Origin of the sequence: Synechococcus sp. A15-28 (assembly GCF_014280175.1) — a bacterium.
In the GTDB taxonomy this organism is placed as follows: domain Bacteria; phylum Cyanobacteriota; class Cyanobacteriia; order PCC-6307; family Cyanobiaceae; genus Parasynechococcus.
Genome location: NZ_CP047931.1, coordinates 107,398 through 133,052 on the forward strand (window position 1 = coordinate 107,398; position 25,655 = coordinate 133,052).

30 protein-coding genes are annotated in these 25,655 nt (G+C 60.9%); 20 read left to right on the top strand and 10 right to left on the bottom strand.

Annotated elements, in window-relative coordinates; genetic code table 11:
• Positions 1-15 precede the first annotated feature (15 nt).
• Positions 16-915, bottom strand: a complete 900-nt coding sequence (gene miaA, locus SynA1528_RS00530) for a tRNA (adenosine(37)-N6)-dimethylallyltransferase MiaA (RefSeq protein ID WP_186587217.1) — start codon at positions 913-915, stop codon at positions 16-18.
• A gap of 153 nt (positions 916-1,068) precedes the next feature.
• On the opposite strand from miaA, the gene gyrB reads away from it, so the two are divergent.
• Genes gyrB through SynA1528_RS00550 form a run of 4 tightly spaced genes read left to right on the top strand, consistent with a single transcriptional unit; the run spans position 1,069 to position 4,120 of the window.
• Positions 1,069-3,036 carry a DNA topoisomerase (ATP-hydrolyzing) subunit B gene (gene gyrB / locus SynA1528_RS00535; protein ID WP_186587218.1) on the top strand — a complete coding sequence of 656 codons (1,968 nt, stop codon included), beginning with the start codon at positions 1,069-1,071 and terminating at the stop codon, positions 3,034-3,036.
• Positions 3,036-3,341, top strand: coding sequence for an SH3 domain-containing protein (locus SynA1528_RS00540; RefSeq protein ID WP_186587219.1), 306 nt, complete (start codon positions 3,036-3,038; stop codon positions 3,339-3,341). Before gyrB ends, SynA1528_RS00540 begins: the two co-directional genes overlap by 1 nt.
• Positions 3,322-3,702, top strand: coding sequence for a FluC/FEX family fluoride channel (locus tag SynA1528_RS00545; RefSeq protein WP_186587220.1), 381 nt, complete (start codon positions 3,322-3,324; stop codon positions 3,700-3,702). Before SynA1528_RS00540 ends, SynA1528_RS00545 begins: the two co-directional genes overlap by 20 nt.
• Positions 3,695-4,120: a fluoride efflux transporter FluC gene (locus SynA1528_RS00550; RefSeq protein WP_186587221.1), complete on the top strand. Its 426-nt coding sequence runs from the start codon at positions 3,695-3,697 to the stop codon at positions 4,118-4,120. The genes SynA1528_RS00545 and SynA1528_RS00550 overlap by 8 nt, the downstream gene beginning before the upstream one ends.
• On the opposite strand, the gene SynA1528_RS00555 is transcribed toward SynA1528_RS00550, so the two are convergent.
• Positions 4,059-4,532 carry a glutathione peroxidase gene (locus SynA1528_RS00555; RefSeq protein ID WP_186587222.1) on the bottom strand — a complete coding sequence of 158 codons (474 nt, stop codon included), beginning with the start codon at positions 4,530-4,532 and terminating at the stop codon, positions 4,059-4,061. The two genes, SynA1528_RS00550 and SynA1528_RS00555, sit on opposite strands and share 62 nt — an antisense overlap.
• 73 nt (positions 4,533-4,605) lie before the next feature.
• On the opposite strand from SynA1528_RS00555, the gene mgtE reads away from it, so the two are divergent.
• From mgtE to SynA1528_RS00570, 3 genes are read left to right on the top strand one after another with little or no spacing between them, the layout of a single operon-like run.
• Entirely contained in the window at positions 4,606-6,066 is a 1,461-nt protein-coding gene (gene mgtE / locus SynA1528_RS00560; protein WP_186587223.1) for a magnesium transporter, read from the top strand.
• Positions 6,067-6,118: 52 nt separating this feature from the next.
• On the top strand, positions 6,119-7,117 hold the full coding sequence (locus SynA1528_RS00565) for an RpoD/SigA family RNA polymerase sigma factor (protein ID WP_286187847.1): 999 nt from the start codon (positions 6,119-6,121) through the stop codon (positions 7,115-7,117).
• Between the two features lie 38 nt (positions 7,118-7,155).
• Complete coding sequence (locus SynA1528_RS00570; protein ID WP_186587224.1) at positions 7,156-7,836, top strand: hypothetical protein; 681 nt, start codon at positions 7,156-7,158, stop codon at positions 7,834-7,836.
• Here the strand turns inward: SynA1528_RS00570 and SynA1528_RS00575 are convergent.
• On the bottom strand, positions 7,817-8,743 hold the full coding sequence (locus SynA1528_RS00575) for an alpha/beta fold hydrolase (protein ID WP_186587225.1): 927 nt from the start codon (positions 8,741-8,743) through the stop codon (positions 7,817-7,819). The genes SynA1528_RS00570 and SynA1528_RS00575 overlap by 20 nt on opposite strands.
• The gene (locus SynA1528_RS00580; protein ID WP_186587226.1) at positions 8,730-9,488 is read right to left on the bottom strand and encodes a hypothetical protein; all 759 of its coding nucleotides are present in this window, start codon (positions 9,486-9,488) and stop codon (positions 8,730-8,732) included. Before SynA1528_RS00580 ends, SynA1528_RS00575 begins: the two co-directional genes overlap by 14 nt.
• Before the next feature lie 464 nt (positions 9,489-9,952).
• On the opposite strand from SynA1528_RS00580, the gene mutT reads away from it, so the two are divergent.
• From mutT to SynA1528_RS00595, 3 genes are read left to right on the top strand one after another with little or no spacing between them, the layout of a single operon-like run.
• A complete protein-coding gene (gene mutT / locus SynA1528_RS00585; RefSeq protein ID WP_186587227.1) occupies positions 9,953-11,059 on the top strand; it encodes an 8-oxo-dGTP diphosphatase MutT in 1,107 nt (368 codons plus the stop codon).
• Entirely contained in the window at positions 11,056-11,916 is an 861-nt protein-coding gene (locus tag SynA1528_RS00590; protein WP_186587228.1) for a hypothetical protein, read from the top strand. Before mutT ends, SynA1528_RS00590 begins: the two co-directional genes overlap by 4 nt.
• Positions 11,901-12,869: a carbohydrate kinase family protein gene (locus SynA1528_RS00595; protein ID WP_186587229.1), complete on the top strand. Its 969-nt coding sequence runs from the start codon at positions 11,901-11,903 to the stop codon at positions 12,867-12,869. Before SynA1528_RS00590 ends, SynA1528_RS00595 begins: the two co-directional genes overlap by 16 nt.
• On the opposite strand, the gene tsaE is transcribed toward SynA1528_RS00595, so the two are convergent.
• Complete coding sequence (gene tsaE, locus SynA1528_RS00600; RefSeq protein WP_186587230.1) at positions 12,836-13,327, bottom strand: tRNA (adenosine(37)-N6)-threonylcarbamoyltransferase complex ATPase subunit type 1 TsaE; 492 nt, start codon at positions 13,325-13,327, stop codon at positions 12,836-12,838. The two genes, SynA1528_RS00595 and tsaE, sit on opposite strands and share 34 nt — an antisense overlap.
• A gap of 28 nt (positions 13,328-13,355) precedes the next feature.
• On the opposite strand from tsaE, the gene ahcY reads away from it, so the two are divergent.
• The gene (gene ahcY / locus SynA1528_RS00605) at positions 13,356-14,786 is read left to right on the top strand and encodes an adenosylhomocysteinase (protein WP_186587231.1); all 1,431 of its coding nucleotides are present in this window, start codon (positions 13,356-13,358) and stop codon (positions 14,784-14,786) included.
• 60 nt (positions 14,787-14,846) lie between these two features.
• Entirely contained in the window at positions 14,847-15,506 is a 660-nt protein-coding gene (locus SynA1528_RS00610) for a DedA family protein (protein ID WP_186587232.1), read from the top strand.
• A gap of 22 nt (positions 15,507-15,528) precedes the next feature.
• Here SynA1528_RS00610 and SynA1528_RS00615 read toward each other — a convergent pair whose 3' ends face one another.
• A complete protein-coding gene (locus SynA1528_RS00615; protein ID WP_011126999.1) occupies positions 15,529-15,906 on the bottom strand; it encodes a single-stranded DNA-binding protein in 378 nt (125 codons plus the stop codon).
• 141 nt (positions 15,907-16,047) lie between these two features.
• Between SynA1528_RS00615 and SynA1528_RS00620 the strand changes: the two genes are divergently transcribed.
• From SynA1528_RS00620 to SynA1528_RS00650, 7 genes are all read left to right on the top strand, one after another.
• On the top strand, positions 16,048-17,100 hold the full coding sequence (locus tag SynA1528_RS00620; protein ID WP_286187848.1) for a rod shape-determining protein: 1,053 nt from the start codon (positions 16,048-16,050) through the stop codon (positions 17,098-17,100).
• 4 nt (positions 17,101-17,104) lie between these two features.
• Positions 17,105-17,851 (top strand): rod shape-determining protein MreC, encoded by a 747-nt coding sequence (gene mreC / locus SynA1528_RS00625; protein WP_186587233.1) that lies wholly within the window; start codon positions 17,105-17,107, stop codon positions 17,849-17,851.
• 2 nt (positions 17,852-17,853) lie between these two features.
• Complete coding sequence (locus SynA1528_RS00630; RefSeq protein WP_186587234.1) at positions 17,854-18,363, top strand: rod shape-determining protein MreD; 510 nt, start codon at positions 17,854-17,856, stop codon at positions 18,361-18,363.
• The gene (locus SynA1528_RS00635; protein ID WP_186587235.1) at positions 18,360-19,649 is read left to right on the top strand and encodes an ABC transporter substrate-binding protein; all 1,290 of its coding nucleotides are present in this window, start codon (positions 18,360-18,362) and stop codon (positions 19,647-19,649) included. Before SynA1528_RS00630 ends, SynA1528_RS00635 begins: the two co-directional genes overlap by 4 nt.
• A gap of 106 nt (positions 19,650-19,755) precedes the next feature.
• Positions 19,756-20,517, top strand: a complete 762-nt coding sequence (rpaB, locus tag SynA1528_RS00640; protein WP_186587236.1) for a response regulator transcription factor RpaB — start codon at positions 19,756-19,758, stop codon at positions 20,515-20,517.
• Between the two features lie 45 nt (positions 20,518-20,562).
• Positions 20,563-22,071 (top strand): lysine--tRNA ligase, encoded by a 1,509-nt coding sequence (gene lysS / locus SynA1528_RS00645; protein ID WP_186587237.1) that lies wholly within the window; start codon positions 20,563-20,565, stop codon positions 22,069-22,071.
• Between the two features lie 27 nt (positions 22,072-22,098).
• Positions 22,099-22,362 (top strand): DUF8660 family protein, encoded by a 264-nt coding sequence (locus SynA1528_RS00650; protein ID WP_006851112.1) that lies wholly within the window; start codon positions 22,099-22,101, stop codon positions 22,360-22,362.
• 1 nt (position 22,363) lies between these two features.
• Here the strand turns inward: SynA1528_RS00650 and SynA1528_RS00655 are convergent, their stop codons facing one another.
• From SynA1528_RS00655 to egtB, 4 genes are read right to left on the bottom strand one after another with little or no spacing between them, the layout of a single operon-like run.
• Positions 22,364-22,843: a hercynine metabolism protein gene (locus SynA1528_RS00655; RefSeq protein WP_186587238.1), complete on the bottom strand. Its 480-nt coding sequence runs from the start codon at positions 22,841-22,843 to the stop codon at positions 22,364-22,366.
• Positions 22,840-23,073: a hercynine metabolism small protein gene (locus SynA1528_RS00660; RefSeq protein WP_186587239.1), complete on the bottom strand. Its 234-nt coding sequence runs from the start codon at positions 23,071-23,073 to the stop codon at positions 22,840-22,842. The genes SynA1528_RS00655 and SynA1528_RS00660 overlap by 4 nt, the downstream gene beginning before the upstream one ends.
• A 44-nt stretch (positions 23,074-23,117) precedes the next feature.
• Entirely contained in the window at positions 23,118-24,071 is a 954-nt protein-coding gene (gene egtD, locus SynA1528_RS00665) for an L-histidine N(alpha)-methyltransferase (RefSeq protein ID WP_186587240.1), read from the bottom strand.
• On the bottom strand, positions 24,068-25,216 hold the full coding sequence (egtB, locus tag SynA1528_RS00670) for an ergothioneine biosynthesis protein EgtB (protein ID WP_186587241.1): 1,149 nt from the start codon (positions 25,214-25,216) through the stop codon (positions 24,068-24,070). Before egtB ends, egtD begins: the two co-directional genes overlap by 4 nt.
• Before the next feature lie 80 nt (positions 25,217-25,296).
• Here egtB and SynA1528_RS00675 point away from each other — a divergent pair, with 80 nt between their 5' ends.
• Positions 25,297-25,626, top strand: coding sequence for a hypothetical protein (locus tag SynA1528_RS00675; RefSeq protein WP_286187849.1), 330 nt, complete (start codon positions 25,297-25,299; stop codon positions 25,624-25,626).
• The last annotated feature ends 29 nt before the right edge of the window (positions 25,627-25,655 follow it).

A 25,655-nucleotide genomic window follows, 5' to 3' on the forward strand; every position in this document is an offset into this window, starting at 1 on the left:
CAACGTCTGCATTCTTCACCTTAGATGCTGCTTGATCAGCGTCATCGCCTGATCAAGTTCTGTTGTGGTCTCCAGCCAGTGGGGTTGGTGCTGGCGGCGGAACCACGTGCGCTGTCGCTTGGCGAACTGACGGGTGCGCTGGGTGGTGATCCGGTTCGCCTTCACAGGGCTCATCGTCCCCTGGATCAGCTGCAGGGCTTCGCTGTAACCGATGGTCTGCAGCAGCGGCAGATCAGCGCCGTAGCGCTCCGCCAGCTGCCGGGTCTCCTCCACCAGCCCATCGGCATAAAGCTGGTCGGTGCGCTGTTGGATGCGCTGGCGCAGGTTGGCCGGATCCAGCCCCAGTTCAAGCACCCGCCACGGCGGTGGGGCGACCGTGGCCTGGCTGCTCATGGGCCGACCGGTGGCGTACAGCACCTCCAGGGCCCGTTGGGTGCGAACGGCATCAGCGGGGGCGATCCTGGCGCCGGCTGTCGGATCGGCTTGCTGCAGCAGTGGGTGGCAGATCGCTTGACCGAGATGGCTCAGTTGCTCCCGCAGCTGCGCCTGCGGTGGCACCGCCGGTGGTTTGAGGCCGCTGGTGAGTGCCTTCAGATACAACCCGCTGCCTCCCACCAGCAGGGCCACGCCGCGCTGCTCCAGCTCATGGGCGATGCAGGGTTCGGCCTCCGCCTGAAATTCCTGCAGCGTGATCGGTTGATCGGGGTTGCGCAGATCCAGGAGGTGATGCGGGACCCTGGCTTGCTGCTGCGCCGTCGGTTTGGCGGTGCCCACGGTCATCTCCCGGTACAGCTGCCGGGAGTCCACGTTGATCACCGGCAGGTTCAGCCGTTCGGCAATCTCCAGGGAGAGGGCTGTTTTGCCGCTGGCGGTGGGTCCCAGCAACGTGATTACCAAGGGGTCCGGCTGCGTCAACAATCGAGCGGGGGTGCACCCCAGGATGGAACGGCGCTTGAGAGGCCTCTGGATGCCTCTATAGACAGCCGGTGGTAGATTGAGATTGCCAGGTCAAGGTTCAGAGCCGTTGCGGCTGCCCAGAACCCGGTTTCCAGGCTTTGTTATTTCTGCATGAGCGACGCTTCCAAGGTCCAGAACGCCTACGGCGCTGAGCAGATTCAAGTGCTGGAGGGGCTGGAGCCCGTCCGCAAGCGCCCTGGCATGTACATCGGCTCCACCGGGCCGAGAGGTCTGCACCACCTTGTGTACGAGGTGGTGGACAACGCCGTGGACGAGGCCCTGGCGGGCCACTGCGACCGGATCGTGGTGATCCTCGGGGAGGACGGCTCCGCCTCCATCAGCGACAACGGTCGCGGCATTCCCACGGACATTCACCCCCGCACGGGCAAGAGCGCCCTGGAGACGGTGCTCACCGTGCTTCACGCCGGCGGCAAGTTCGGTTCTGGTGGTTACAAGGTGTCCGGCGGTCTCCACGGCGTTGGTGTGTCGGTGGTGAACGCACTGAGCGAATGGGTGCAGGTGACGGTGCGCCGTCAGGGGCAGGTCCATCAGCAACGTTTTGAGCGTGGTGCTGCGATCGGCAGCCTCGCCTCTGAGCCTCAGCCCGCTGAAGAGGCCGGTCAGACCGGCACCACGGTGTGCTTCAAGCCGGACACTGAGATCTTCACCGGCGGCATTGTCTTCGATTACGCCACCCTTTCGGCGCGCTTGCGCGAACTGGCCTACCTCAATGGTGGTGTGCGGATCGTCTTCCGCGATGAACGGGACTCAGCCCGTAACGCGGCTGGCGAGGCCCATGAGGACATTTATTTCTATGAGGGCGGCATCAAGGAATATGTCGCCTACATGAACAAGGAAAAGGATGCTCTCCATCCCGACATCATCTATGTGAATTCCGAGAAGGATGGTGTGCAGGTGGAGGCGGCGTTGCAGTGGTGTTCCGATGCCTACTCCGACAGCATCCTTGGCTTTGCCAACAACATCCGCACCGTGGATGGCGGCACCCACATCGAGGGCCTGAAAACGGTTCTGACCCGCACCCTTAATGCCTTCGCCAAGAAACTGGGCAAGCGCAAGGAATCGGATTCCAATCTGGCGGGTGAAAACATCCGGGAAGGACTCACCGCCGTGCTTTCGGTGAAGGTGCCGGATCCGGAATTTGAAGGCCAGACCAAAACCAAACTTGGCAACACCGAAGTTCGGGGCATCGTCGACAATCTTGTTGGTGAAGGACTCAGCCAGTTCCTTGAGTTCAACCCTTCGGTGATCGGGTTGATCCTGGAGAAGGCGATTCAGGCCTTCAATGCAGCCGAGGCTGCCCGACGGGCCCGCGAGCTGGTGAGGCGCAAGAGCGTTCTCGAGAGTTCAACCCTGCCCGGCAAGTTGGCGGATTGCAGCTCAAGGGATCCCGGTGAATCCGAGATTTATATCGTTGAGGGTGATTCCGCCGGAGGTTCGGCCAAGCAGGGGCGAGATCGCCGTTTCCAGGCGATTCTTCCCCTGCGCGGAAAAATTCTCAACATTGAGAAGACGGATGATGCCAAGATTTACAAGAACACGGAGATTCAGGCGCTGATCACAGCTCTTGGATTGGGCATCAAAGGTGAAGACTTTGAACTGAAAAATCTGCGCTACCACCGCGTGGTGATCATGACCGATGCCGATGTTGATGGCGCTCACATTCGTACCTTGCTGCTCACCTTCTTCTACCGCTATCAGAAGGCGTTGGTGGAAGGCGGATACATCTACATCGCCTGTCCGCCGCTGTACAAAGTGGAGCGCGGGAAGAATCACACCTATTGCTACAACGAAGGGGATTTACAGAAAACCCTTGAGGGTTTTGGTGAGAAAGCCAATTACACGATTCAACGCTTCAAGGGTCTCGGCGAAATGATGCCGAAGCAATTGTGGGAAACCACAATGGACCCCACCACCCGAACGATGAAACGGGTGGAGATTGAAGATGCTCTCGAAGCCGACCGTATTTTTACGATCCTGATGGGGGACAAGGTGGCGCCCCGTCGGGAATTCATCGAAACCCACAGCGCCGAGCTGGATATGGCCGCCCTGGACATCTGATGGGTGCTGTTTTGCGCTGGAGCTGGCTGCTTGGGGTGGCGTTGATGGCTCCTGCGGCTCTGCCGGCCGGTGGTGGCGATAACCGTCAGCCCCAGCTGCGCCGACGCAGCGGCAGTGGTCCGTTGCATCTCAATGCCGAGTCGCCGTTGCAGGTGAGTCCCCTGGCGGTGGCGCCACGACTGCACACCTTGCCGGTGGGCACCTCGTTGCGTCTGCTGCGGCGTTGGTCCGGCTCCGAAGGCCGCGACTGGCTGCAGGTGCAGACCCTGGCTGGTGAGCAGCGCCGTGGCTGGATCCGCGCCTGAAGTGTTGCTGGTGGGTCTGGGGGCGATCCCCGGAGCCTGGCTGCGCCTGAAGGCCGTGAACCACTTTGAGCCGATGGTGCCCAAGAAGCACTGGGGCACCTTTCTGGTGAATGTGATCGCTTCGTTTGCCCTCGGACTCGTCCTGGCACTTCAGGAGAGTTGTACGGCCAGCCGTGGTGTCGCCCTATTGATAGGGGTGGGTTTCTTCGGCAGCCTCAGCACCTTTTCCACCTTTGCGGTCGAGTTGCTGAACGAGTTGCGGGCTGGTCACGTCCTGGCTGCTGCCGTTCTGGCCCTGATCTCCATCCTGGCTGGGGTGCTGGCCGCTGCAGCTGGCTTCGGCCTGGGGGCCTATGGCTGAACAGTCCTCCACGCTTCGCAGCGAACTCAATGAACTGCTGCTGGTGGCTGTCGGGGCTGTGCCCGGAGCCTTGCTGCGCTGGCAGGTGGCCCTGCATCTGGGGGATCAGAACCTGCTGGTGAACGTTCTGGGGGCTGCCTTGCTGGGATTACTGGCCGGCCTTCCCGCCGCGCCAAGGCGTCAGTTGCTGCTGGGCATCGGTTTCTGCGGCTCCCTCACCACCTTCAGCAGTTGGACCTTGGCGGTGGCTAAAGACTTTATGGCAGGGAACTGGGGTGAGGCGGTCGCTCTGCTCGGCCTCACCCTGGGTCTTGGACTCGGGGGAGCTGCCCTGGGGTTCTGCCTGGGGCGTCGCTTCAGGCCGCCAGGGCCGCTTCGATCGGCGACTTCAGTTCCTCAGGGTCCACACCGCTCTTGAAGCGGGCGATCACGGTGCCGTCCTTGCCCACGAGGAACTTCTCGAAGTTCCAGGCCACATCACCGGCGGGCTCCATCTGGTTGAGAGTCGTGTAGGGCTCGGAGGTGCTGCCCATGGCGTGCACCTTCTCGAACAGCTCAAAGTCGGCGCCGTAGGTGGTGGAGCAGAAGCTCTTGATCTCGTCGAGGGTGCCGGGCTCCTGACCACCGAAGTCGTTGCAGGGGAAACCCAGCACCGCCAGGCCCTTGTCGGCGTAGGCCGCGTTGAGGGCCTGCAGGCCGGCGTACTGCTTGGTGAAGCCGCAGCGGCTGGCCACATTCACGATCAGGAGCACCTTGCCGGCGTAGTCACCCAGGGATTTGCTGCTGCCGTCGGGGGTGTTGACGGTCACGGTGCTGACGCTGATCGCCATGGCTGAACAAGGGAAGTTGCCGCGAGGTTAACCGGCTGTAACGGCCATACACTTGGTCGCCGGCTGGTGAGCGATGACTGAGGGAACCGGGCTGACTACAGCGGGCGTCACCGTGGAACATCACCTGCTGGCGGAGGTGGTGACCCGGCAGCTCGAGGCGATGCTCAGCGTCGGCAATTACGACGCGGTGAAGCTGCTGCTGGAGCCGGTGCAGCCGGTGGACGTGGCCGAAGCGATCGGCAATCTTCCTCAGAACCTCCAGGCCATTGCCTTTCGTCTGCTCAGCAAGGACGAGGCCATCAGTGTTTACGAGTACCTCGACACCGTCACCCAGCAGAACCTGCTGAGCCTGCTGCGCTCTGGCGAGATGCAGGAGGTGATGGAAGAGATGTCGCCCGACGACCGGGCGCGGCTGTTCGAGGAGCTGCCGGCGAAGGTGGTGCGTCAGCTGCTGGACCAGCTCAGCCCGGAGGAGCGCAAGGTCACCGCGGAGCTGCTCGGCTACGAGGCCGAAACCGCCGGTCGTCTGATGACGACTGAGTACATCGCCCTGAAGGAAAACCAGACCGCCCTTGAGGCCCTCGACATCGTGCGTCGGCGCGCCCGCGACACCGAAACCATCTATTCCCTGTACGTCACCGACACCGAACGGCGGCTCACTGGCATCCTGTCCCTGCGGGATCTGGTGACCGCTGATCCCCACACCCTGATCCGCGATGTGATGACGGAGGAGGTGCTCAGCGTTCGCACCGACACCGATCAGGAGAAGGTGGCCCGCACGATCCAGCGTTACGACTTCCTGGCGGTGCCCGTGGTGGACCTGGAGCAACGGCTGGTGGGGATCGTCACCGTCGACGACGTCATCGACGTGATCGAGCAGGAGGCCACCCGCGATCTGTACGCCGCCGGCGCTGTACAGGCTGGCGACGAGGACGACTACTTCAGCAGCAATCTGTTCACCGTGGCCCGCCGCCGGGTGGTGTGGCTCGCGGTGTTGGTGGTGGCCAGCTTCTTCACGTCCGAGGTGATCGCCGCCAATGAGGAGGTGCTCCAGAAGGTGGTGCTGCTGGCGGCTTTCATTCCCCTGCTGGGCGGAACAGGGGGGAACGTGGGGGCCCAGAGTTCCACCGTGGTGATCCGTGGCCTGAGCACTCAGAGCATCAGCGCCCTTGGACCGTTGAAGGCGGTGGGTCGTGAGGCGATGGCCGGAGCGTTGCTGGGAATCCTGATGATGATCCTGGTGGTGCCCTTCGCCTGGTGGCGGGGTGAAAGCCCCCTGGTGGGGTTGTCGGTGGGGATGAGCCTGCTGGCGATCACCACCCTGGCGGCCACCGCTGGCGCGGCCTTTCCGCTGCTGTTCGATCGGATGGGGTTGGATCCGGCGCTGATGTCTACCCCGTTCATCACCACCTGCACGGACGTGGCCGGCACCCTGATCTATCTCAAGACAGCCGAATGGCTGCTGGTGCACCTGCCGCAGCAGCTCACGGCCACAGGTATTTCTACCCAAATCGCCCCAGCCTGGCTTTCCTGAGAGCTCGTTTACGTTTCTTAGGAGTACTCTTTACATAACTAAAAGAAGCGTCATGGCTCGTGCTGCCGCAACTGCTTCAAAACCTGCTTCTGCTGCCCGCAGCGTCAGTGTGGACGTTGATCTGGTTCGCTCCTATCTGCGTGACATTGGCAGGGTTCCCCTGCTCACCCACGAGCAAGAGATCACCCTTGGACGCCAGGTTCAGGATCTGATGGATCTTGAGGCCCTCCAGTCCGAACTGGAAAGCCGTGACGGCGATAAGCCCTCTGCCGACATGTTGGCCAAGGCATCCGGTCTCACGTCCCTTCAGCTCAAGCGCAAGCTTCAGCACGGTCGACGTGCCAAAGAGCGGATGGTCGCGGCCAACCTCCGTTTGGTGGTGAGCGTCGCCAAGAAGTACACCAAGCGGAACATGGAGCTTCTGGATCTGATCCAGGAGGGCACCATCGGATTGGTGCGTGGTGTGGAGAAATTTGACCCCACCCGTGGCTACAAATTTTCCACCTACGCCTACTGGTGGATTCGTCAGGGCATCACTCGGGCGATTGCTGAGAAGAGCCGCACCATCCGGCTGCCCATTCACATCACCGAGATGTTGAACAAGCTGAAAAAGGGCCAGAGGGAGCTCAGCCAGGAGCTGGGTCGCACGCCCACGGTTTCGGAACTGGCTGAATTCGTTGAACTGCCTGAGGATGACGTCAAAGATCTGATGTGCCGCGCCCGCCAGCCGGTTAGCCTTGAAATGAAGGTTGGAGATGGTGACGACACCGAGCTGCTCGAGCTTCTGGCTGGTGATGGAGATCTTCCCAGCGATCAGGTGGAGGAAGACTGCATGAAGGGAGATCTACGTAGCCTGTTGGGTCAACTCCCCCATCTCCAGGAGCAGGTGCTGCGGATGCGTTACGGCATGGATGGCGAAGACCCGATGAGCCTCACCGGTATTGGCCGGATTCTGGGCATGAGCCGCGATCGGGTTCGCAACCTGGAGCGCGATGGTCTGGCCGGTCTGCGCCGAGTGAGCGATCAGGTGGAGGCCTATGTGGCTTGTTGAGGCCTCTTTAAGCTTGAGCTAGAGCTCTGGCCAATGGTTTGAAACGCCAACTGCAGTTCGTTCATGTTGGTAAGTGTGGGGGCTCCACTGTCAAAAAGCTCCTTCCAACTTCTCCTGTCGTCAAAAAACAATACTCTTCATTCTTTGAGTCACACATCAACGGCGTAGTTGTTGATTCGAATTGTGATTATCTGTTTTGCCTGCGTAACCCGATTAGCAGAGCTTTTTCGGCTTTCGAGTGGCGTAGAAAGCTTGTTCTTGAGGACGAGCTTCCTGATCAAGTTCGACGCTTTCCTGGCGAGAGAAAGGTTCTGCGCAAATACTTGAGTTTAGGTGCGATGGCGCGATCTCTCTACCGGCCAGATGGAAGACTTGACCAGGTTGTGGCTAGAGATTTTCGCAGCGTTCATCATTTGCGTGAGTCAATATCTTTTTACTGTCAACCTCTGTTGGGTGTGCTCACCCCAGGCAATATTTTTGGTGTTGTTTGTCAGGAGACCTTGGCTTCTGATTGCGAAAGAGTATTGCGTGTTGATGTGTCAGAGGTCCGGGAGCGCAGCAATGTATCAAAGAGGCAGATCGAGCAAGATCTTGATGCCGCAGCAATAAATAATCTGAGAAGATTCCTCGTTGAGGATTACCAATGTGTTGCAGCGCTTTGGAGCCTTGGGGCGCTGAGCCAAAAGCAGTTTTGGAGTGTCATGACGAAGGTAGTTTAGGGAGAGGCGATGTCAGTGCTTTGAGCAAAGCCTGATTGGTTGTATTCGGTGCCTCGTCATGGGGACAGTGTCCGGCACCTTGTATCACTGTGAGCGAGCGCACGCAATCGATGGTTTCTTTCCATCGCTGTGCTTCAGGTAATGGCTCCCAGGGATCCTTGTCCCCCCAAACCATATCCACCGGAATCGAGAGGTCCTGCATCAATTGTGGGGCGAGATAGTCGTCGAACAAGTTGATGAAGCCACGAAAGGCTTCGGCCGCCCCATCGCGTTGGGTGGGTTGGTACAGCAAGTTGATCAGCTCGTCGTCGATGTTGCTGCCACTGGGGTAGGCCTGCTTCAACACTCTGCGGATCACGCCAGGCCGTGCCGCATTGCGGAATAGGACTGTGCTGAGCCAACGCTGACGCACCATCGTTTTCAGCAGCGGTCGGATCCAGGCCATCCAGGCTGGCTGTGCGGCCAGCTGTTTGTCATCCATCAAGCGCTGGGCGCAGTCGATCAGTACAACGCCTTGGCAACGGTCTCCAAGTAGTTGTGCCGCTCGTAGAGCCACGACCCCGCCGATGGAATTGCCCACCAAGTGCACCGGCCGATCGATCACCTCATGGCAGAAGTCGGCCACCTGCTGGCCCCAGAGGTCAAAGCTGTAATGAACGTAAGCTCCGCTGTCTTGTTCATCTTTCAATCTGGCTCGGGGTTGATCGCTGCGCCCGAAACCGAGCAGATCAATGGCATAAGTGGGCGCCTGTTTAGCCAGCACCGGTTGGTTGAAGCGCCAATGATTTGTGTTGGCTCCGAAGCCATGAATTAATAATGTTGCGGAGGCATTGTTACTGTTATTAATTACGTTCCAGTTTATTGAGTAACCTCTCCAGGTCCAGCATTCAAAATTACGATTTTGCATTCCAGTTGATCCTTTTTTGGAGTCCGATATTAGCTAAAAGTGGGCTGTCCCTAAGGCTGCTGTTAGTGTTTTCGTAATCCAGAATTTTATATCCATAAAACTTTAGCAATTTTTTGCTATGCTTGAGATGGTGATTTGCTTCTTCTAGGCCGTCCAATCCTAAAAAACTCAAATGTCTAGGGGTCATGTCTATAATACATTGAATTGGAAAATTTTTTTTACCCCTTAATTTGTTATTCCGATTTAGCTTCAAATGTTTTTTTTCGAGCCTCAGCATGGAAATCAGATTTTCTGGATTTTTGCAGAAATGTTCATAAGAAATGAATGGTATATTAGGAAAATTTTCTATATTTTGTTTTTGAATGAGAGCTCTCTTGATCCATCTCATTGTTGCGCAATTTATTGCATTTTTTATATCCATCCCTTCCATATAGTTTTCGACATTTGAACTTATGTACGAGTATGGTGAGCTTATGGAAAGAATAGATCTGTGATGCGGGAAAGTGTCTGTAATTGGCTTTATTCTCAATAAGTTCGGTGGGCTACATTCTATGAATATTTTCTTGTGATGTTTTTTCGCATAGCTGCTCCATATGGTTTTGATTTTTGACCAGTCAAATTTTTGGTTTTGATCCCATTTTTTTATGCTCATGATTCTCTTTGCTTCTGGTATTGCCTGGCCTTCATTGTTGCCATATTCTGGCAAGTAGCTGTTTGATATGCAGTTATTAATGTACTGACTCATTATAGTTGTGCCTGAATTATTGAGGGAAAATATGAATATGAAAAAGGTGTCGTCTGAGTATTGATGGCTGTCCATTTTTATCGAATCCTAAGTTGCATAGGAGTCATTGGTTTTGATAATAATTTCTCGTTGCTGCGTTTTCACCGGCATTTATGCCGGTTATGCGCCACCCCAAGCACCAATGTTATGGCCAACACCACTCCTCCAAAGATGACCGTGCCCGGGTTGTTGGTCGTGGGCTTTATCTCTGTTAATCAGTACTAGTAGTAGAAAGCCGGTAACGCTGCGGTGGTAGTCATCAGGATCGGCTTCAGCCGGATTCGACGGATCGCACCGTCGCCTCGGTGATGCGTAATCGCTGCTCGTGCTTATGGTCGACTATCTCCACGATGTGCTGGTCCTTGGCAATTCAGTGACGTTTGAACCTGGCGCGGACACAGCACGGTTTGAACTTCCCATCGTTGATGCCTAAGCAGCCTTTCCCTGTGCCGGTGCTCGCTGAAGCGTTGCTCACCTGGTGGGGCGAACAGGGTCGGCGTGGGATTCCCTGGAAGCTCTTGACCGATGGCGCGCCCCCGGTTCTCGAACAAGATCTCGACCCTTACGGCATCTGGATCGCGGAGGTGATGCTGCAGCAGACCCAGTTGGCGGTGGTACTTCCCTACTGGGAGCGTTGGATGACAGCGTTCCCCACAGTTGAGGCTCTGGCTGCTGCATCTCTTGAGGAGGTGCGGTTGCAGTGGCAGGGGCTCGGTTACTACTCGCGGGCTCGCCGGTTGCATGAGGCGGCGCAGCGGTTGGTGGGCGGGCCTTGGCCCCGCAGCTTGGAGGGCTGGATGGCCTTGCCGGGCATCGGTCGCACCACCGCCGGCAGCATTCTGTCCAGTGCCTTCAATGCTTCACTGCCGATTCTGGATGGCAATGTCAAACGGGTGCTGGCGCGATTGACGGTATATCCGCGCCCGCCGGCTCGCGATGACGCTTTGTTTTGGAGCTGGAGTGAGGCTTTGCTCGATCCGTTGCGGCCGCGGGACACCAACCAGGCCTTGATGGATCTGGGGGCCACGGTTTGCACCCCTCGCCAGCCGGACTGCCACCGCTGCCCCTGGCAATCCCACTGCGCTGCCTACGCTTCCGGCGATCCTTGCCGCTGGCCCATGACCGACGCCCCGAAGCCCCTGCCCTTTCAAGTGATCGGTGTGGGCGTTGTGCTCAACGTGGCGGGGGAAGTGTTGATCGACCAGCGTCTGGAGGAAGGTTTGCTGGGGGGGATGTGGGAGTTCCCCGGCGGCAAACAGGAGAAAGACGAAACGATCGAAACCTGTATCGCTCGCGAACTTAAGGAGGAACTCAGCATTGCGGTGACGGTCGGCGATGAACTGATCACTGTTGATCACGCCTTTAGCCACAAGAAGCTGCGCTTTGTGGTCCATCTCTGCAATTGGGAGTCGGGGGAGCCGCAGCCTCTTGCCAGTCAACAGGTGCGTTGGGTGCGTCCGGATGACCTGAAGAACTTCGCCTTCCCAGCGGCCAACGCAAAGATCATTGCGGCGTTGCTGGCTCGCCGATGAAGTTGCTGCTCCATGCCGGCCCGATGAAAACGGGCTCAACGGCGTTTCAGGAATTGCTTGTGCTCAATAGCTCCCAGTTGGAGCAGTGCGGAATTCGCTTCCGCCATCTGCGCCGCCAGGAGCTGGACGACCTCGAGGCGGTGGTGGAGGCCGAGCAAAGACGGGGTTGGCCGCGGGTGTTGTTGCTGTCCCATGAATGTCTTTGTCGGGTGGATCCGCAGCGCTTGAAAGCGGCGCTGCATTTGGTGCCAGTACCTGCAGAAGCCGTTTTGGTGGCGCGACCGCTGCGGGAGGTGTATCCGAGCCTGTATCTCCAAAACCTCAAAGGGCACGTGATGCGCACCTCCTCCTACGAGGAGTTTCTGCAGGAACAGATCGACCGGGATCGGCGGCCGGAGTTGGCGACGCGGGGGCAGGTGTTTCGCTACGCCTTTCTGGAGGAGCAGATGCAGGCCGCGGGTTGTGCGGTCCAGTGGGTCTCCTATGCACGTTCATCCCTGCTGGATGATCTGGTGGCCTGGTTGGCGCACAACGCCGATGCAGCGGAAATGTTGCGCGCACTGAAGCCCCTACCAATGCCAAGTGGTGTGAGTCCACGACGGTCTCTGGATGGAACTGTTGTTGAAATAGCCCGCCTGATGAATGAACGTTGTCGTGCGGGAACGCTGTCTCCTGAGGATCGTGACAGATTTTTGGTTGCCTTACTGAACAGCAGCGATCGGATTCGTTCCCAACGCCAGGGCCTGGATTCTTTCCGTGAAAATCACGCTGATCAGCTGGATGCTTTGGATCATGAGCTCAATGGCGACTTCTGGCGCCAGCGAGCCATGCATCCGACTCCATGGGATCCGACATAGCAGGCCCTTGTTCTGTTGTCTGTCTTGGTGAAGCTCTGATCGATCGGCTTGGGCCGCCTGGAGGTGATCCTGCGCTGGATCGTCCGGTGGACGACCGTCTGGGAGGAGCTCCGGCGAATGTGGCCTGTGGTCTGGCTCGCTTGGGGACCCCCGTGGCCTTTGCCGGTCGCTTGGGGCAGGATGCCATCGGCGAGGCTTTTTCCACGTTGTTTGCTGAGCGTGGACTGCAGACCGAGCTGCTGCAGCGGGATGCCGAGCGTCCCAGTCGCATCGTTTTGGTGCGCCGTTCGCCAGACGGTGAACGGCAGTTTCAGGCCTTTTCTGGGGATCAGGGCCTTGGATTTGCTGATCAGGCTTTGGAGCCAGCCTCCTTGCCCCCGGCCCGATGGTTGTTGATCGGCACGCTGCCGCTGGCGGCGCCAATGTCAGCCTCGGCCCTGCTCTCGGCTGTGCGTCAGGCCCAGAGCCAGGGCACAGGAATAGCCCTCGATGTGAACTGGCGCCCCACGTTCTGGGATCCGGTCGCGGATCCGGCCACAGGGCCTGGGCCCAAGGCTTTGGCTGCTACTGAGCCGTTGCTGCAGCAGGCGGCTCTGATCAAGTTGGCGCGGGAGGAAGCGCTGTGTTTCTTCAAAACCGACGATCCAGGCGCGATCCAGCAGGCCTTGCCCCAGCGGCCGGATGTGGTGGTGACTGATGGCGCCGCCCCGGTGCGCTGGCAATTGGGAGCCGACTCAGGTGAGCAGACCGCCTTTCAGCCCCCCACCGTCGTCGATACCACCGGCGCTGGTGATGCCTTCACGGCAGGTCTTTTGCACCGGTGGGCCGCCGCACCCCAGGAGCGCATTCGTTTCGCGGCGGCCTGCGGCGCCCTGGTCTGCGGAGGCCCCGGCGGCATTGATCCCCAACCAACAGAGGCTCAGGTGGAGGTTTTTCTGGGAGGTGTGAGCTGAGCGCGGCGGCCCTCTCCGACATGGCACAGCTCCAAGCGCCAGGCTTCTGGCAGCGCCAAGCTGAGCCGTTCGGGCCATTCCACCGCCATCAGGGCTCCCATCGCCCGGGCCTCCTCCTCTTCCTGGAGAAACAGCTCATCAGCTGATCCCGGAGCGTCCAGCCGGTAGAGATCCAGATGGACGAGGGGCGGATTCCCGTCCGGGTAGTGCTGGGCCAGGGCAAAGGTTGGACTGGTGATCGCTTCAGTGATGCCGCAGGCCAGGGCAAGGCCCTGCACCAGTGAGGTTTTGCCCGCTCCGAGTGGCCCCTGCAACAGCAGGATGCTTCCCGCGGGGAGATGGCCTGCCACGTGCTGACCAAGGCTCCGGGTTGTGGCCAGCGACTTGAGGGTCCAGACACACTGTGTACAGTCCGAACTGAGCGAGCCCGAAGCCTCGGCGTCTCTGCAGAGATTCACCTCCACGTTTCCCAGGGAGCATCAACTCATGGTGGCAGCGCCCACAACCGCGACGGAACTGAAGCTCGGTGTCGATTGCGTCATCGCCGACATCAACCAGGCCGATTTCGGCCGCAAGGAACTCGACATCGCCGAGACCGAGATGCCCGGTCTGATGGCGCTGCGTGAGAAGTACGGCAGTGAGAAGCCCCTGAAGGGAGCCCGTATCGCCGGTTCTCTGCACATGACGATTCAGACCGCCTGTCTGATTGAGACCCTGGTGGAGTTGGGCGCCGAAGTGCGTTGGGCCTCCTGCAACATCTTCTCCACCCAGGATCACGCTGCTGCAGCGATCGCAGCCCAGAACATTCCAGTCTTCGCCGTGAAGGGCGAAACCCTCGAGGAGTACTGGGAGTACACCCACCGCATCCTCGAGTGGGGCAATGGCGGTTCCCCCAACATGATCCTGGACGACGGCGGCGATGCCACTGGCCTGGTGATGCTCGGCAGCAAGGCGGAACAGGACATCACCGTTCTTGACAACCCCTCCAACGAAGAGGAGACCTTCTTGTTTGCGTCGATCAAGAAGAAGCTGGCCCAGGACCCCACCTTTTATTCGCGCACCAAGGCTGAAATCCAGGGCGTGACCGAGGAGACCACCACGGGTGTGGCGCGTCTCTACAAGATGCAGAAGAGCGGCGAGCTGCCCTTCCCTGCCATCAACGTCAACGACTCGGTCACCAAGAGCAAGTTCGACAACCTCTACGGCTGCCGTGAGTCCCTGGTGGACAGCATCAAGCGCGCCACCGACGTGATGGTGGCCGGCAAGCAGGCCCTGGTGATGGGCTACGGCGATGTGGGCAAGGGTTCAGCCCAGTCCCTGCGGGGCCTCGGCGCCACCGTGTGCATCGCAGAAGTGGATCCGATCTGTGCCCTGCAGGCGGCCATGGAGGGCTACCGCGTCGTCCGTCTGGAAGATGTGGTCGAGGAGATGGACATCTTCGTGACCGCCACCGGCAACTATCAGGTGATCCGCAACGAGCACCTGGAGAAGATGAAGGACGAGGCGATCGTCTGCAACATCGGCCACTTCGACAACGAGATCGATGTTGCCTCGCTCAAGGGGTACAAGTGGGACAACATCAAGCCCCAGGTCGACCACATCACCCTGCCCAGCGGCAACCGGATCATCCTGCTGGCGGAAGGTCGCCTGGTGAACCTGGGCTGCGCCACCGGCCACCCCAGCTTCGTGATGAGCAACTCCTTCACCAACCAGGTGCTGGCTCAGATCGAGCTGTTCACCAAGGGCAACGAGTACGGCAAGGAGGTGTATGTGCTTCCCAAGCACCTCGATGAAATGGTGGCCCGTCTGCACCTGGATCGCATCGGCGCCAAGCTCACCGAGCTCAGCACCGACCAGGCCGACTACATCAACGTGCCGGTGGAAGGTCCATACAAGCCCGACCACTACCGCTATTGATCCACCCTCAGGTGGAGTGTTCAGCCCCGTGGAAGACTTGCGCGATCACGCGCAGGCTCCATGGGGCTTTCTGATGTCATCACGCAGCTTCCGCAGCTGATCGGTCAGGCGGTTGAGGCCAACCAATGGCTGGGATACACGGCCATCTTCGCGGCGATGTTCCTGGAGAATCTGTTCCCGCCGATCCCCTCTGAGCTGATCATGCCCCTCGGGGGCTTCTACGTTCAGCAGGCGCAGCTTGAGTTGGTGCCGGTGGTCCTCGCCGGCCTGATGGGCACCGTGCTGGGTGCTCTGCCCTGGTACGGGATCGGTCGGTTGATCAATGAAGAGCGGATTGAGCAGTGGCTGAGGCATCACGGACGCTGGATCGGCATCAGTCCCGAGGAACTGGGACGCAGTCGCCGTTGGTTCGGCCGTTATGGAACCGCTCTGGTGTTCTGGGGGCGTCTGGTGCCCGGCATCCGCACCTTGATCTCCGTGCCGGCTGGCATCGAAATGATGCCGATGGCTCCGTTTCTGCTCTGGACAACGGCCGGCAGCCTGATCTGGACCCTGTTGCTCACCGTGGCCGGGATGGTGCTGGGTGAGGGCTACAGCAATGTTGAGGTGTGGATCGACCCGGTCTCCAAAGCTGTGAAGGTGATCTTGGTGGTGGCTGTTTTGGGTGGGGCCATCTGGCTGGGCCTGGGGGTCTGGCGCCGGCGTCAGTCCTCAGACTGAGCGCCGACGTCAACGGTTTGATTCAGAAAGGGATTTCTTCGTCGGAGGCCTGACCACCGAAGCTGCCGGCGGCCTCCTGGTTGTCCCGTTTGGATCCCAGCAGTTCGAGCCGGTCGACGCGGACCACGGGTTTGCTGCGCTCTTCACCGCTGTTGCGGTCGGTCCAGCGATCCAGTTTGACGCTGCCGATGATGCCCAGCAGCGATCCCTTCTTGACATAGTCCGCAGCCACCTGGGCCTGTTTGCCCCAGATTTCGAGGTTGAACCAGTCCGGCTCATCGTCGCGGCTGCGGCGGTTCACAGCCATGGTGAGGTTGGCCACCATGCTGCCGGATTCGAAGTAACGCACTTCGGGGTCGCGGCCGGCACGGCCGACAAGGGTGACGGAATTCACGCCCATGGGATTCATCTCCTGGTGATGGTTTCAATGATGCGCCACGGTTTCGGTGGCTGCCTTCAAGGAGTTCCACCCAGACCGCCGGATGTAACAGGCACCGTTGAAATTCGCCTCTATGATTCACCGGCCTGAGGTCCTGAGACTGTGCTGTTTCGTCGTTTCCAGCTGTCTCGCGACATCGGTATCGACCTTGGCACTGCCAACACCCTGATCTACGTCTCCGGTCGGGGCATCGTTCTGCAGGAACCGTCCGTCGTCGCGCTGGATCTCGAGCGCGGAACACCCCTGGCTGTGGGTGATGAGGCGAAGTTGATGCTGGGTCGGACCCCAGGCAACATCCGCGCTGTCCGTCCGCTCCGCGATGGTGTGATCGCTGACTTCGATGCGGCTGAGCAGATGCTCAAGACCTTCATCACCAAGGGCAATGAAGGCCGCGGCATCATGGCTCCACGCCTTGTGGTGGGCATCCCCAGCGGTGTCACAGGCGTCGAGCGGCGGGCCGTGCGGGAAGCCGGTATGGCCGGTGCAAGGGAGGTACATCTCATCGACGAACCGGTGGCGGCGGCGATCGGTGCGGGTCTCCCGGTGACCGAGCCCGTCGGCACCATGATCGTCGACATCGGCGGCGGCACCACCGAGGTCGCCGTGTTGAGCCTCGGCGGAACGGTTCTCAGTGAATCCGTGCGGGTGGCGGGTGACGAGATCAGCGATGCGATCGGCGTCTATCTCAAGAAGGTGCACAACATGGTGGTGGGCGAACGCACCGCGGAAGACATCAAGATCCGCATCGCCTGTGCGTTTCCTGACGATGCTTTTGACCAAGAGTCGATGGATGTGCGCGGTCTGCACCTTCTCTCCGGATTGCCCCGCACCATCAACCTGAAAGCCGGCGATCTAAGGGAAGCGATTGGTGAACCCCTCGACGTGATTGTTGAGGCTGTGAAGCGCACCCTGGAACGCACACCCCCTGAACTCGCCGCCGACATTGTGGATCGCGGCATCATGCTGGCCGGTGGTGGAGCGCTGGTGCGCGGCATCAGCGATCTGATCAGCCACGAAACAGGCATCTTTGTCCACATCGCCGAAGACCCGCTGCTGTGCGTCGTCAACGGCTGCGGGCAGGTGCTGGAGGACTGGAAACGCCTGCAGCGTGTTGTTGATACGCCGGAATTCATCCGCTCACCTGCTGGCGCCTAAGCCCATGGCCCCAATGCTGCGGTCTGGGAACAGTCGCTGGCGCGGATTGGGTCGATTGACCCCCTGGCTTCTGCTGTTAGCGGGACTTGTAGTGGTCCGTCTCAGCAAGGGTGCCGGGTTTGTTGATGCCTACGCCTTGCTCAGTCGCCCGTTCTGGCCTGGGTCAGCGCAGCGGGAGTGGATCGTGTCCGCCAACGACCTGGAACTGAAATCCAGGCTGACCCTTCTGGAGAGGGATAACGAGCGCCTGCGGGGACTTCTGGCTCTTCAGCAGGATGGCGCCGCTGATGGTGTGGTCTCGGCGGCAGTGATCTCCCGACGCCCCCGCGGTTGGTGGCAGCAATTGGAACTCGGCAAAGGGAGTCTTCACGGCATTGCACGGAACGATGCCGTGCTGGGTCCCGGAGGACTTGTGGGACGTGTTGCCAGCAGCAGCCCAGCGACAGCGCGCGTGAAGTTACTGACCGCTCCAGGTCACGAGATCGGTGTGTGGCTGCCCCGTTCGCGTCGCCATGGCTTGCTGGTGGGGACGGGCTCCAGCCGACCGAAGCTTCGTTTCATCGATCGGGATCCGGATGTGCGCCCCGGTGATTTGGTGAGTACGTCGCCAGCCAGCACATTGTTGCCCCCCAACATTCCTGTGGGTGTGGTCCAGGCCGTGGACGAGCAGGTGACGCCGTCTACAGCTGCAGTGGTGCAGCTGATCGCTGCTCCAGAGGCCATCGATTGGGTGCAGGTGATGACGCGCTGACCATGGCCCGCTTGCATCAGCAGCCGCTCTGTGTGGCCTCAAGTCTGCTGGTCCCCCTGGCCACCCTCGCGACTCCCCCCTGGTTGGGCATCGGCGGCGTTCCACCGGCCTGGGCCGTCATCTGGTTGTTGCCCTGGGCGCTGGTGGATGGGCCGGTTTCCGGTGCGTTGTCCGGCCTCGCCGTGGGCCTAGTGATGGATGGTATGCATCTGTCGGGTTCGAGCCAGATCCCGGCGCTGGTGCTGCTGGGCTGGTGGTGGGGGCGGCTGGGGCGTCGGGCCCAACCGATCCAGCGCAGCCTCAATCTCGGTTTGCTGGCCTGGCTGGGCTCGATGCTGTTGGGACTCACGGTGCTCGCTCCACTGTTGATGCGTTCCGGCTGGCCGCTGGACCCACTGCTGCGGAGCTGGGGTTGGCACACCCTCTGGTGTCAGGCTCTGATCACCGCACTCCTGGCACCGATGCTTGCCTCCGTGCAACTGCTGATCTGGCGTCGGAGGGTGCCGTCATGAAACTCAGCCGCCGGCAGCTGCTGGTGGGATCGCTGGCAACAGGGCTGGCGGCCTGTGGTCGACCTGCATCGCGACAGCAGTCCCTAGAGCTCTGGACCCTGCAGCTGGCTCCCAAATTCAATGACTACTTCGCTGAGGTGCTGGGGGACTGGCGACAGCGACGTCCCGCTGCTGGGGTGCGCTGGACAGACCTGCCATGGGGATCGGTGGAGCGAAAGCTGCTGGCGGCTGTCTATGCCCGTACGGCGCCTGATGTGGTGAACCTCAACCCACCGTTTGCCGCCAATCTCGCCAGCAAGGGGGGGCTGACGGATCTGACCCCTCTCCTCCCCCCGACGGCTGCGAGCCGATACCTCTCATCCGTCTGGGAGGCCTGCCGCGATGCTGATGCCGGACAGATCGCGATCCCCTGGTATCTAACGGTTCGCCTCAGCCTGGTGAACCGTCGCCTAATGGAGCGAGCGGGAATCGATCAACCCCCCAGTTTTTGGGAGGAGATTCCAGGGTTTGCCCGTCGTATCCGTGAGCGAACGGGTCGCTACGGACTCTTCATCACGACTGTGCCGGATGACTCGGCGGAGTTGCTCGAGTCGATGGTGCAGATGGGTGTCACCCTGCTGGATGACCAGCGTCGGGCGGTTTTCGACAGTCCATCCGGTCGTCAGGCCTTCCGCTTCTGGACGGACCTCTATCGGGAGGGGCTGTTGCCTCGTGAAGTGGTCAGCCAGGGTCAGCGTCGGGCGATTGAGCTGTTTCAAAGCGGTGATCTCGCCATGGCGGCCACAGGAGCGGAGTTTCTGCGCAGCATCCAGGTCAATGCACCGGGCATCGCCGCCGCAACGGAACCGCATCCGCCCCTCACCGGACCCGATGGCACGGCCAATGTGGCCCTGATGACACTGGCGGTTCCCCAGCAGAGTGTGCGCGCCCAGGAGGCCGTGGACCTGGCCTTGTTCCTGACCGATGCCGCCAATCAAATCCGTTTTGCGCAACAGGCCAGGGTGCTGCCCTCCTCCCTTGAGGCCCTGGCGGTGGTGCGTTCGTCGCTGGAGCAGGAGCAACCCGCCACAGAGCAGGAGCAACAGATTCGCAGCGCCCGCCTGCTCTCCGCTCAGACCCTCCAGCAGGCAAGGGTTCTGGTGCCGGCTCTCCCGGGGATCAAGCGTCTGCAGAGCATCATCTACACCCAATTGCAGCGGGCGATGCTGGGGCAGCTGGACAGCGATGTGGCGCTAAGGGAGGCCGCGCGGGAATGGAATCGTTATTCCCAGGCGCGCTGGCCATGATCGCTGTCCTTTCTTAAGAGAATCGGTAAAGCGACCGCTGTCAGAGCGGTTTCGACCCGGTCTGTTCGGATTGAACGGTAAGGTTTCAACTCGTTAAGCCAGGTTGATGTCTGGTGACGTCCTGAGCCAACCCAAAGCCACTGTCCTGGTCGTTGATGACGAGGCGGCTGTTCGGCGCGTCCTGGTGATGCGGCTGCAACTTGCTGGCTACCGCGTGGTGTGCGCTGAGGATGGTGAACTGGCGTTGTCGCTGTTTCACAGCGAATCACCGGATCTGGTGGTGCTCGATGTGATGCTGCCGAAGCTCGATGGATTCGCGGTATGCCGTCGTCTGCGGGCGGAATCCTGCGTACCAATTATTTTCCTTTCGGCTGTCGATGCCATTTCGGAGAAGGTGGCCGGCCTGGACCTGGGAGCCGACGACTACCTGCCGAAACCATTCAGTCCGAAGGAGCTCGAAGCACGCATCGCCACCATCCTCCGCCGTGTGGGTCGGGGAGCCGCTGAGATCGAAAGCCGTGAGTTGCCGACCGGTCAAGGGGTGATGCGACTGGGCGAGCTGGTGGTGGATACCAACCGCCGACAGGTCACCCGTGGTGCCGAACGGATCAACCTCACCTACACCGAATTCAGCCTGCTGGAATTGCTGTTCCGCGAACCCGGCCAAGTGGTTCCCCGAGCGGAAATTTTGGAGCAACTCTGGGGTTACCCGCCCCGCCGCGCCGCTGACCTGCGGGTGGTCGATGTGTACGTGGCTCGGCTTCGGGGCAAGTTGGAACCGGATCCCCGTAATCCCGAGCTGATTCTCACGGTTCGAGGCATCGGTTATTGCTCGCAGCGTCTTGGGGAGACCGCGGCGACGGCCTGAACCACCCACGAGCGGGCAGGATGGCGCCCGATTGCCACGTCTGCTGTGTCTGAGCTGCGCGACACCCGTTTGGAGAAGTCCAGGGCACTGGCTGATCTCGGGCAGGGGCCCTACGCCCTCGGTTTTGAGCCGACCCACCGCATGTCGGCCCTGCAGGAGACCCATGCCGATCTCCCCAAAGGAGAAGAGCGTGCTGTGACTGTGTCCGTCGCCGGTCGCGTGATGACGCGGCGGGTGATGGGCAAGCTCGCCTTTTTCACCCTGGCGGATGAGACCGGCACCATTCAGCTGTTTCTGGAGAAAGCAGGTCTGGAGGCGCAGCAGGAGGGCTGGTTCAAGCAGATCACCGGATTGGTGGATGGTGGTGACTGGCTTGGGGTGAGCGGCACCCTGCGCCGCACCGATCGCGGTGAGCTGTCGGTGAAGGTGAGCGACTGGCGCATGCTCAGCAAGGCGCTGCAGCCGCTGCCGGATAAGTGGCACGGTCTTGCCGATGTGGAGAAGCGCTACCGCCAGCGCTACCTCGATCTCATCGTGTCTCCAGACACCCGGGAGACCTTTCGCCGCCGGGCGCGGCTGGTGAGTGGCATCCGCCGCTGGCTGGATGAACGGGACTTCCTCGAAATCGAGACGCCGGTGTTGCAAAGCGAACCCGGCGGTGCCGATGCACGTCCATTTGAGACCCATCACAACGCCCTTGATCTCCCCCTCACCCTGCGCATCGCCACCGAGCTGCATCTCAAGCGGCTGGTGGTGGGGGGCTTCGAGCGGGTTTACGAACTGGGCCGGATCTTCCGGAATGAGGGGGTCAGCACCCGTCACAATCCGGAGTTCACCTCGGTGGAGATCTATCAGGCCTATTCCGATTACATCGGAATGATGGAGCTCACCGAGCAGATGATCAGTGCCGTCTGTCAGGAGGTTTGCGGCAGCTGCCAGATCACGTACCAGGGCACGGAGATTGATCTGAGCCCTCCCTGGCGCCGAGCGACCATGCATGAGCTGGTGGAGGAGGCCACCGGGCTTGATTTTCAGAGCTTTGGCAGCCGGGAGGAGGCCGCGGCGGCGATGGTGGCCAAGGGCCTGCATGCCCCTGAGCTGGCCGATTCCGTAGGGCGCCTGCTGAATGAGGCCTTCGAGCAGGCGGTGGAGACAACGTTGATTCAGCCCACCTTTGTGACCGATTACCCGGTGGAGATTTCACCCCTGGCCCGGCCTCACCGCAGCAAGCCTGGCCTGGTGGAACGCTTCGAGCTGTTCATCGTCGGCCGTGAGCATGCCAATGCCTTCAGTGAGCTCACGGATCCGGTGGATCAGCGCCAGCGCCTGGAGGCCCAGCAGGCCCGCAAGGCGGCTGGGGATCTGGAAGCTCAGGGGCTGGACGAAGACTTCGTCACGGCCCTGGAGGTAGGTATGCCTCCCACCGGTGGCCTCGGCATCGGCATTGATCGTTTGGTGATGCTGCTCACGGACAGCCCTTCCATTCGCGATGTGATCGCCTTCCCGCTCTTACGGCCGGAGTCCAGGGCAGAGGATGCCCCCGCAATGGGATAATTAACTCAGTGGCATGGTCCAAATCCCATGAGTGGAGAGCGCGTTGGGTTCCGCTTCAAGCACGCCGATGCGGTGGTCAAGCGCAACCCCCAGGGCCGTTCCCGCCGGGGTTGGGTGATGGAGCCGGTGGAACAGACCACGAGTCGCGGCACCAAGATGCCCGCGTACCGGATTCGTTGGCGCGATAGTGAGCGCCCCGAAATCGTGCTGCAGCACATGCTGATCGCCGACCCGGACCCCACCCCTCCGCCCGAGGGTGTCAGCCTCGAGCCTCCTGCTCCCAAGGCCTGAGTCAGCTCAGGCCGGCGTCCCGTCGCAACTGCTCAAGTTCCTGCTCGGCTTCGAACAGGGCCCAGTCCTTCTCCAGTGTTGAGGGGCTGGGTGTTTGTTGTTGTTGGTGAAGCTCCTTCAGCTGTTGCTCCACCTCGTTGAAGCGGCGTCCCAGATTTTCCAGGTCGGCCCAGAGGGCACGGCCCTGGCTCATCAGGCTGGTGAGATGTTGTTCGGCTTGCCCGGCTAGATCCGCTGCGCCGGCTGCCGTGGCACGCTCCACCCGGCTGCGCCAGGCCCGTACGTCCTCTGCCAGCCTCAGCAGCTGCTGGCGTTGCTGCTTCGCTTCGCCCTGCAGTTGCTTACGTTGCCGCTGGAGGGCTGTCGCCCGATCCTTCAGGTGCTGTTCGCTGAACAGTTGCTCCTGGACGGGGTTGTTGCGTAGAAAGGCGGAGAGCCGAGCATCCAGCTCCCGCTCCAGCTGCTCCAGCCAGCTGCTCATGCCTCGCCTGGGGTGGTGATCACTGGTTTTTCGATCTCTTTCTCCAGGGACTCGATCGCGGCTGTTTTGGATTTCAGGATCATCTGGGTGAGCTGTGCCGCTTTCACTTCGCCCACCTCACCTTCCAGTTCGCCCAGGCGATCGAAGGCCGCCATGTAGACCGCGTCCAGGTCTTGGATCAGCTGCTCACGCTGCCGTTTGATGGCTTGACGCCGTTCGTCTGATTTCATGCGGCCTGAGCTCCTGGACTCCGTCTTTGGATTAGTCTGTTAGCTCAGTTTGCCGGCAAAAGCAGATGCAGAGCCATCTGCTGGTGTGGATCGGTCCAGCGGCGTTGGATCCGCCAGCCGGCCTGGGCTGCGAGGGCGGCCGCGGAGTCCGGTGAGTACTTGACGCTGTGTTCAGTGATCCAGGCGTCGCCCTGGCGAAAGAACCAGGCCTCACCGCCCAGGTTTAAGGTCTGATCCTGTGTGCTCACCAGCGCCATTTCGATGCGCTGATGCCCCGCCTGCCATTGGGCCCGGTAGCGGAATTGCGTGGGATCGCCATCGCCCTGCAGGTCTCGGTTGAGCCGCTGCAGCAGGTTGCGGGCGAATGCGGCGGAAACGCCGGCGGCATCGTCGTAGGAGGCCTCCATCAGGGCCGGCTCGCGCGGTTGATCCAGCCCCAGCAGCAGCGGCCCTCCAGCCAGCAGCCGCCGGGCACTGCGCAGAAAGTCGACAGCTTCCTCTGGAGTGAAGTTGCCCAAGGAGCTGCCAGGAAAGAAGCCGATGCGCCTTTGGCCGTCCAGAGCGGGATGCTGCGGCAGCTGCTCCAGGCGGGTGTGGTCACAGCAGATGCCCACCATGGCGGTGTTGGGGTGTCTGGCCGCGAGGCCGGAGAGCGCCTCCTTCAGGGCGCTGAGGCTGATGTCCAGCGCGGCGAAGACGCTGCTGCCCAGAGCTGTGAGCAGCGGATCCACCTTGCGGGCATTCCCGATGCCGAATTCCACCACCATTCCGGGGCCCGTGGCGGCAGCGATGGCGGGTGCGTTCTTTTCCAGCAGAGCGATTTCCCGTTGGGTGAGGGTGTATTCCGGTTGCTTGCAGATCTCGGCGAACAGCCGGGATCCCTCGGCGTCGTAGAGCATCCATGCCGGTAGTTGGCGAGGACTGCGCCGCAAGCCATCCCGAACCAGGCGTTGCAGATCCGCCGAGGGTGGGTGGAGGTTGAGCAGGCTGATGCTCATCGGGCCAGACGGATTCCAGAGGCCATCCAGCGGCTCGCTGGCGGGAAGAAATTCCGGTAACTGTCGCGTTCGTGTCCTTTGGGGGTGAGCCAGCTGCTGCCCCGCAGCACCATCTGAGAGCTCATGAATTTGCCGTTGTATTCGCCGATCGCCCCTTCCACCGGGCGAAACCCGGGGTAGGGGCTGTAGGCACTGGCGGTCCACTGCCACAACACACGGTGAGCGTGCTGCATGGCAGTGCCATGCAGGCCAATGGCGTGTTCCCATTCTGCTTCGGTAGGGAGCCGGGCACCGCTCCAGCGGGCATAGGCATCCGCTTCGAACCAGCTCAAATGCCGTACCGGTGCCTGGGGGGCGAGGCAGCTGCGGCCCGCCAAGGTGAATTCGTGGTTGTCCTCCCGCCAGTAGCGCGGTGCCTGCCACTGGTGCTGTTGCACCAAGGCCCAGCCTGCACTCATCCACAGCTCCGGGCGTTGATAGCCCCCATCGGCGATGAAGTTGGTGTAGTCGGCGTTGCTCACCAGGCTGCTGTTCAGCTCAAACGGCTCCAGCCACACCCGGTGCTGCGGCACCTCGTTATCGAAGTGGAATGCCTCGCCCTGATGGCCGATCTTCGTTAATCCGCCGGGGCAGGCCAGCCACTGCTCCTCCTCCAGGGTCAGGGTTAGCTCAGCCTCAGGGTTGTAGACGGGTTCCAATGGCTGGCGGTGGAAGCCATCCAACAGGTCCATTAGCAGCAGTTCCTGGTGCTGTTGCTCGTGCTGCAGGCCGAGCTGCACTAAGTCGTCAACCCCTTCGGGCAGTTCCTGCAGCAGTGCTTCTAGACCGGCATCTACTTTTTTGCGCCAGGTCAGCACCGCGCTGATGGCCGGACGGCTGAGCAGCCCCCGCTGCGGCCGGGGGTGACGCGCTCCGACGGCGTCGTAATAGGAGTTGAACTGATAGCTCCAAAGCGGGTCACAGGCCTGATGTTCAGCAGCATGGGGTTGCAGCACGAAGGTGTCGAAGAACCAGTTGGTGTGGCCCAGATGCCATTTCGGGGGGCTGGCATCGGCCATCCCCTGGAGCATCAGGTCTTCAGGTTCCAGAGGTGCGATCAGTGCTTCGCTGCGGCGCCGCACCGCCCGCAGAGTGTCCAGCAGCACGGACCCGATCCAATCTGCATGGACCTTAGGGGGTGCAGCGAACCATCGGTACCGTCAGCCCATCGATTCGGCTGAATCACTTGAGCGGTTCCGGCACGGTGCTGGTGGAGCGATATCGCCTGGAGGAACGGCTGAGTGGACCCGATTCGCTGCGTGGTTCCCTCTGGCGTGCAGTGGATGTGATGGCGGGCGATCTGCTGGTGGCCATTCGCCAACTGGAGAGCTCGGAATCCCAGGAGCGATTGCAGGGGGTGTGGCCACAGATGCAGATGCTGTGGCATTACCAGTTGCCCCGCTGCGGCGAGCTGGTGGAACTGCACGGGGCGTTATGCCTTGTGCGTGATTGGCAGGACGGCATCGCTTATGACCGGCTGCTGCATCAAAGGCGGGCTCGCCGCTTCAGGTGCTGATCACCAACGAGGGGGTTTCGTCTGGTGTG

What these genes read in the sequence shown, in the direction of transcription:
- SynA1528_RS00615 (WP_011126999.1), bottom strand. Translation starts at nt 15,906, where the DNA reads ATGGGCGTGAATTCCGTCACCCTTGTCGGCCGTGCCGGCCGCGACCCC.
- SynA1528_RS00655 (WP_186587238.1), bottom strand. Translation starts at nt 22,843, where the DNA reads ATGAGCAGCTGGCTGGAGCAGCTGGAGCGGGAGCTGGATGCTCGGCTC.
- SynA1528_RS00650 (WP_006851112.1), top strand. Translation starts at nt 22,099, where the DNA reads ATGAGTGGAGAGCGCGTTGGGTTCCGCTTCAAGCACGCCGATGCGGTG.
- SynA1528_RS00550 (WP_186587221.1), top strand. Translation starts at nt 3,695, where the DNA reads ATGGCTGAACAGTCCTCCACGCTTCGCAGCGAACTCAATGAACTGCTG.
- SynA1528_RS00590 (WP_186587228.1), top strand. Translation starts at nt 11,056, where the DNA reads ATGAAGTTGCTGCTCCATGCCGGCCCGATGAAAACGGGCTCAACGGCG.
- SynA1528_RS00635 (WP_186587235.1), top strand. Translation starts at nt 18,360, where the DNA reads ATGAAACTCAGCCGCCGGCAGCTGCTGGTGGGATCGCTGGCAACAGGG.
- SynA1528_RS00595 (WP_186587229.1), top strand. Translation starts at nt 11,901, where the DNA reads ATGGGATCCGACATAGCAGGCCCTTGTTCTGTTGTCTGTCTTGGTGAA.
- SynA1528_RS00540 (WP_186587219.1), top strand. Translation starts at nt 3,036, where the DNA reads ATGGGTGCTGTTTTGCGCTGGAGCTGGCTGCTTGGGGTGGCGTTGATG.
- ahcY (WP_186587231.1), top strand. Translation starts at nt 13,356, where the DNA reads ATGGTGGCAGCGCCCACAACCGCGACGGAACTGAAGCTCGGTGTCGAT.
- rpaB (WP_186587236.1), top strand. Translation starts at nt 19,756, where the DNA reads ATGTCTGGTGACGTCCTGAGCCAACCCAAAGCCACTGTCCTGGTCGTT.
- SynA1528_RS00580 (WP_186587226.1), bottom strand. Translation starts at nt 9,488, where the DNA reads ATGAGTCAGTACATTAATAACTGCATATCAAACAGCTACTTGCCAGAA.
- mutT (WP_186587227.1), top strand. Translation starts at nt 9,953, where the DNA reads ATGCCTAAGCAGCCTTTCCCTGTGCCGGTGCTCGCTGAAGCGTTGCTC.
- SynA1528_RS00610 (WP_186587232.1), top strand. Translation starts at nt 14,847, where the DNA reads ATGGGGCTTTCTGATGTCATCACGCAGCTTCCGCAGCTGATCGGTCAG.
- mgtE (WP_186587223.1), top strand. Translation starts at nt 4,606, where the DNA reads ATGACTGAGGGAACCGGGCTGACTACAGCGGGCGTCACCGTGGAACAT.
- mreC (WP_186587233.1), top strand. Translation starts at nt 17,105, where the DNA reads ATGGCCCCAATGCTGCGGTCTGGGAACAGTCGCTGGCGCGGATTGGGT.
- gyrB (WP_186587218.1), top strand. Translation starts at nt 1,069, where the DNA reads ATGAGCGACGCTTCCAAGGTCCAGAACGCCTACGGCGCTGAGCAGATT.
- SynA1528_RS00575 (WP_186587225.1), bottom strand. Translation starts at nt 8,743, where the DNA reads ATGCAAAATCGTAATTTTGAATGCTGGACCTGGAGAGGTTACTCAATA.
- egtD (WP_186587240.1), bottom strand. Translation starts at nt 24,071, where the DNA reads ATGAGCATCAGCCTGCTCAACCTCCACCCACCCTCGGCGGATCTGCAA.
- SynA1528_RS00555 (WP_186587222.1), bottom strand. Translation starts at nt 4,532, where the DNA reads ATGGCGATCAGCGTCAGCACCGTGACCGTCAACACCCCCGACGGCAGC.
- SynA1528_RS00565 (WP_286187847.1), top strand. Translation starts at nt 6,119, where the DNA reads ATGGCTCGTGCTGCCGCAACTGCTTCAAAACCTGCTTCTGCTGCCCGC.
- SynA1528_RS00630 (WP_186587234.1), top strand. Translation starts at nt 17,854, where the DNA reads ATGGCCCGCTTGCATCAGCAGCCGCTCTGTGTGGCCTCAAGTCTGCTG.
- SynA1528_RS00660 (WP_186587239.1), bottom strand. Translation starts at nt 23,073, where the DNA reads ATGAAATCAGACGAACGGCGTCAAGCCATCAAACGGCAGCGTGAGCAG.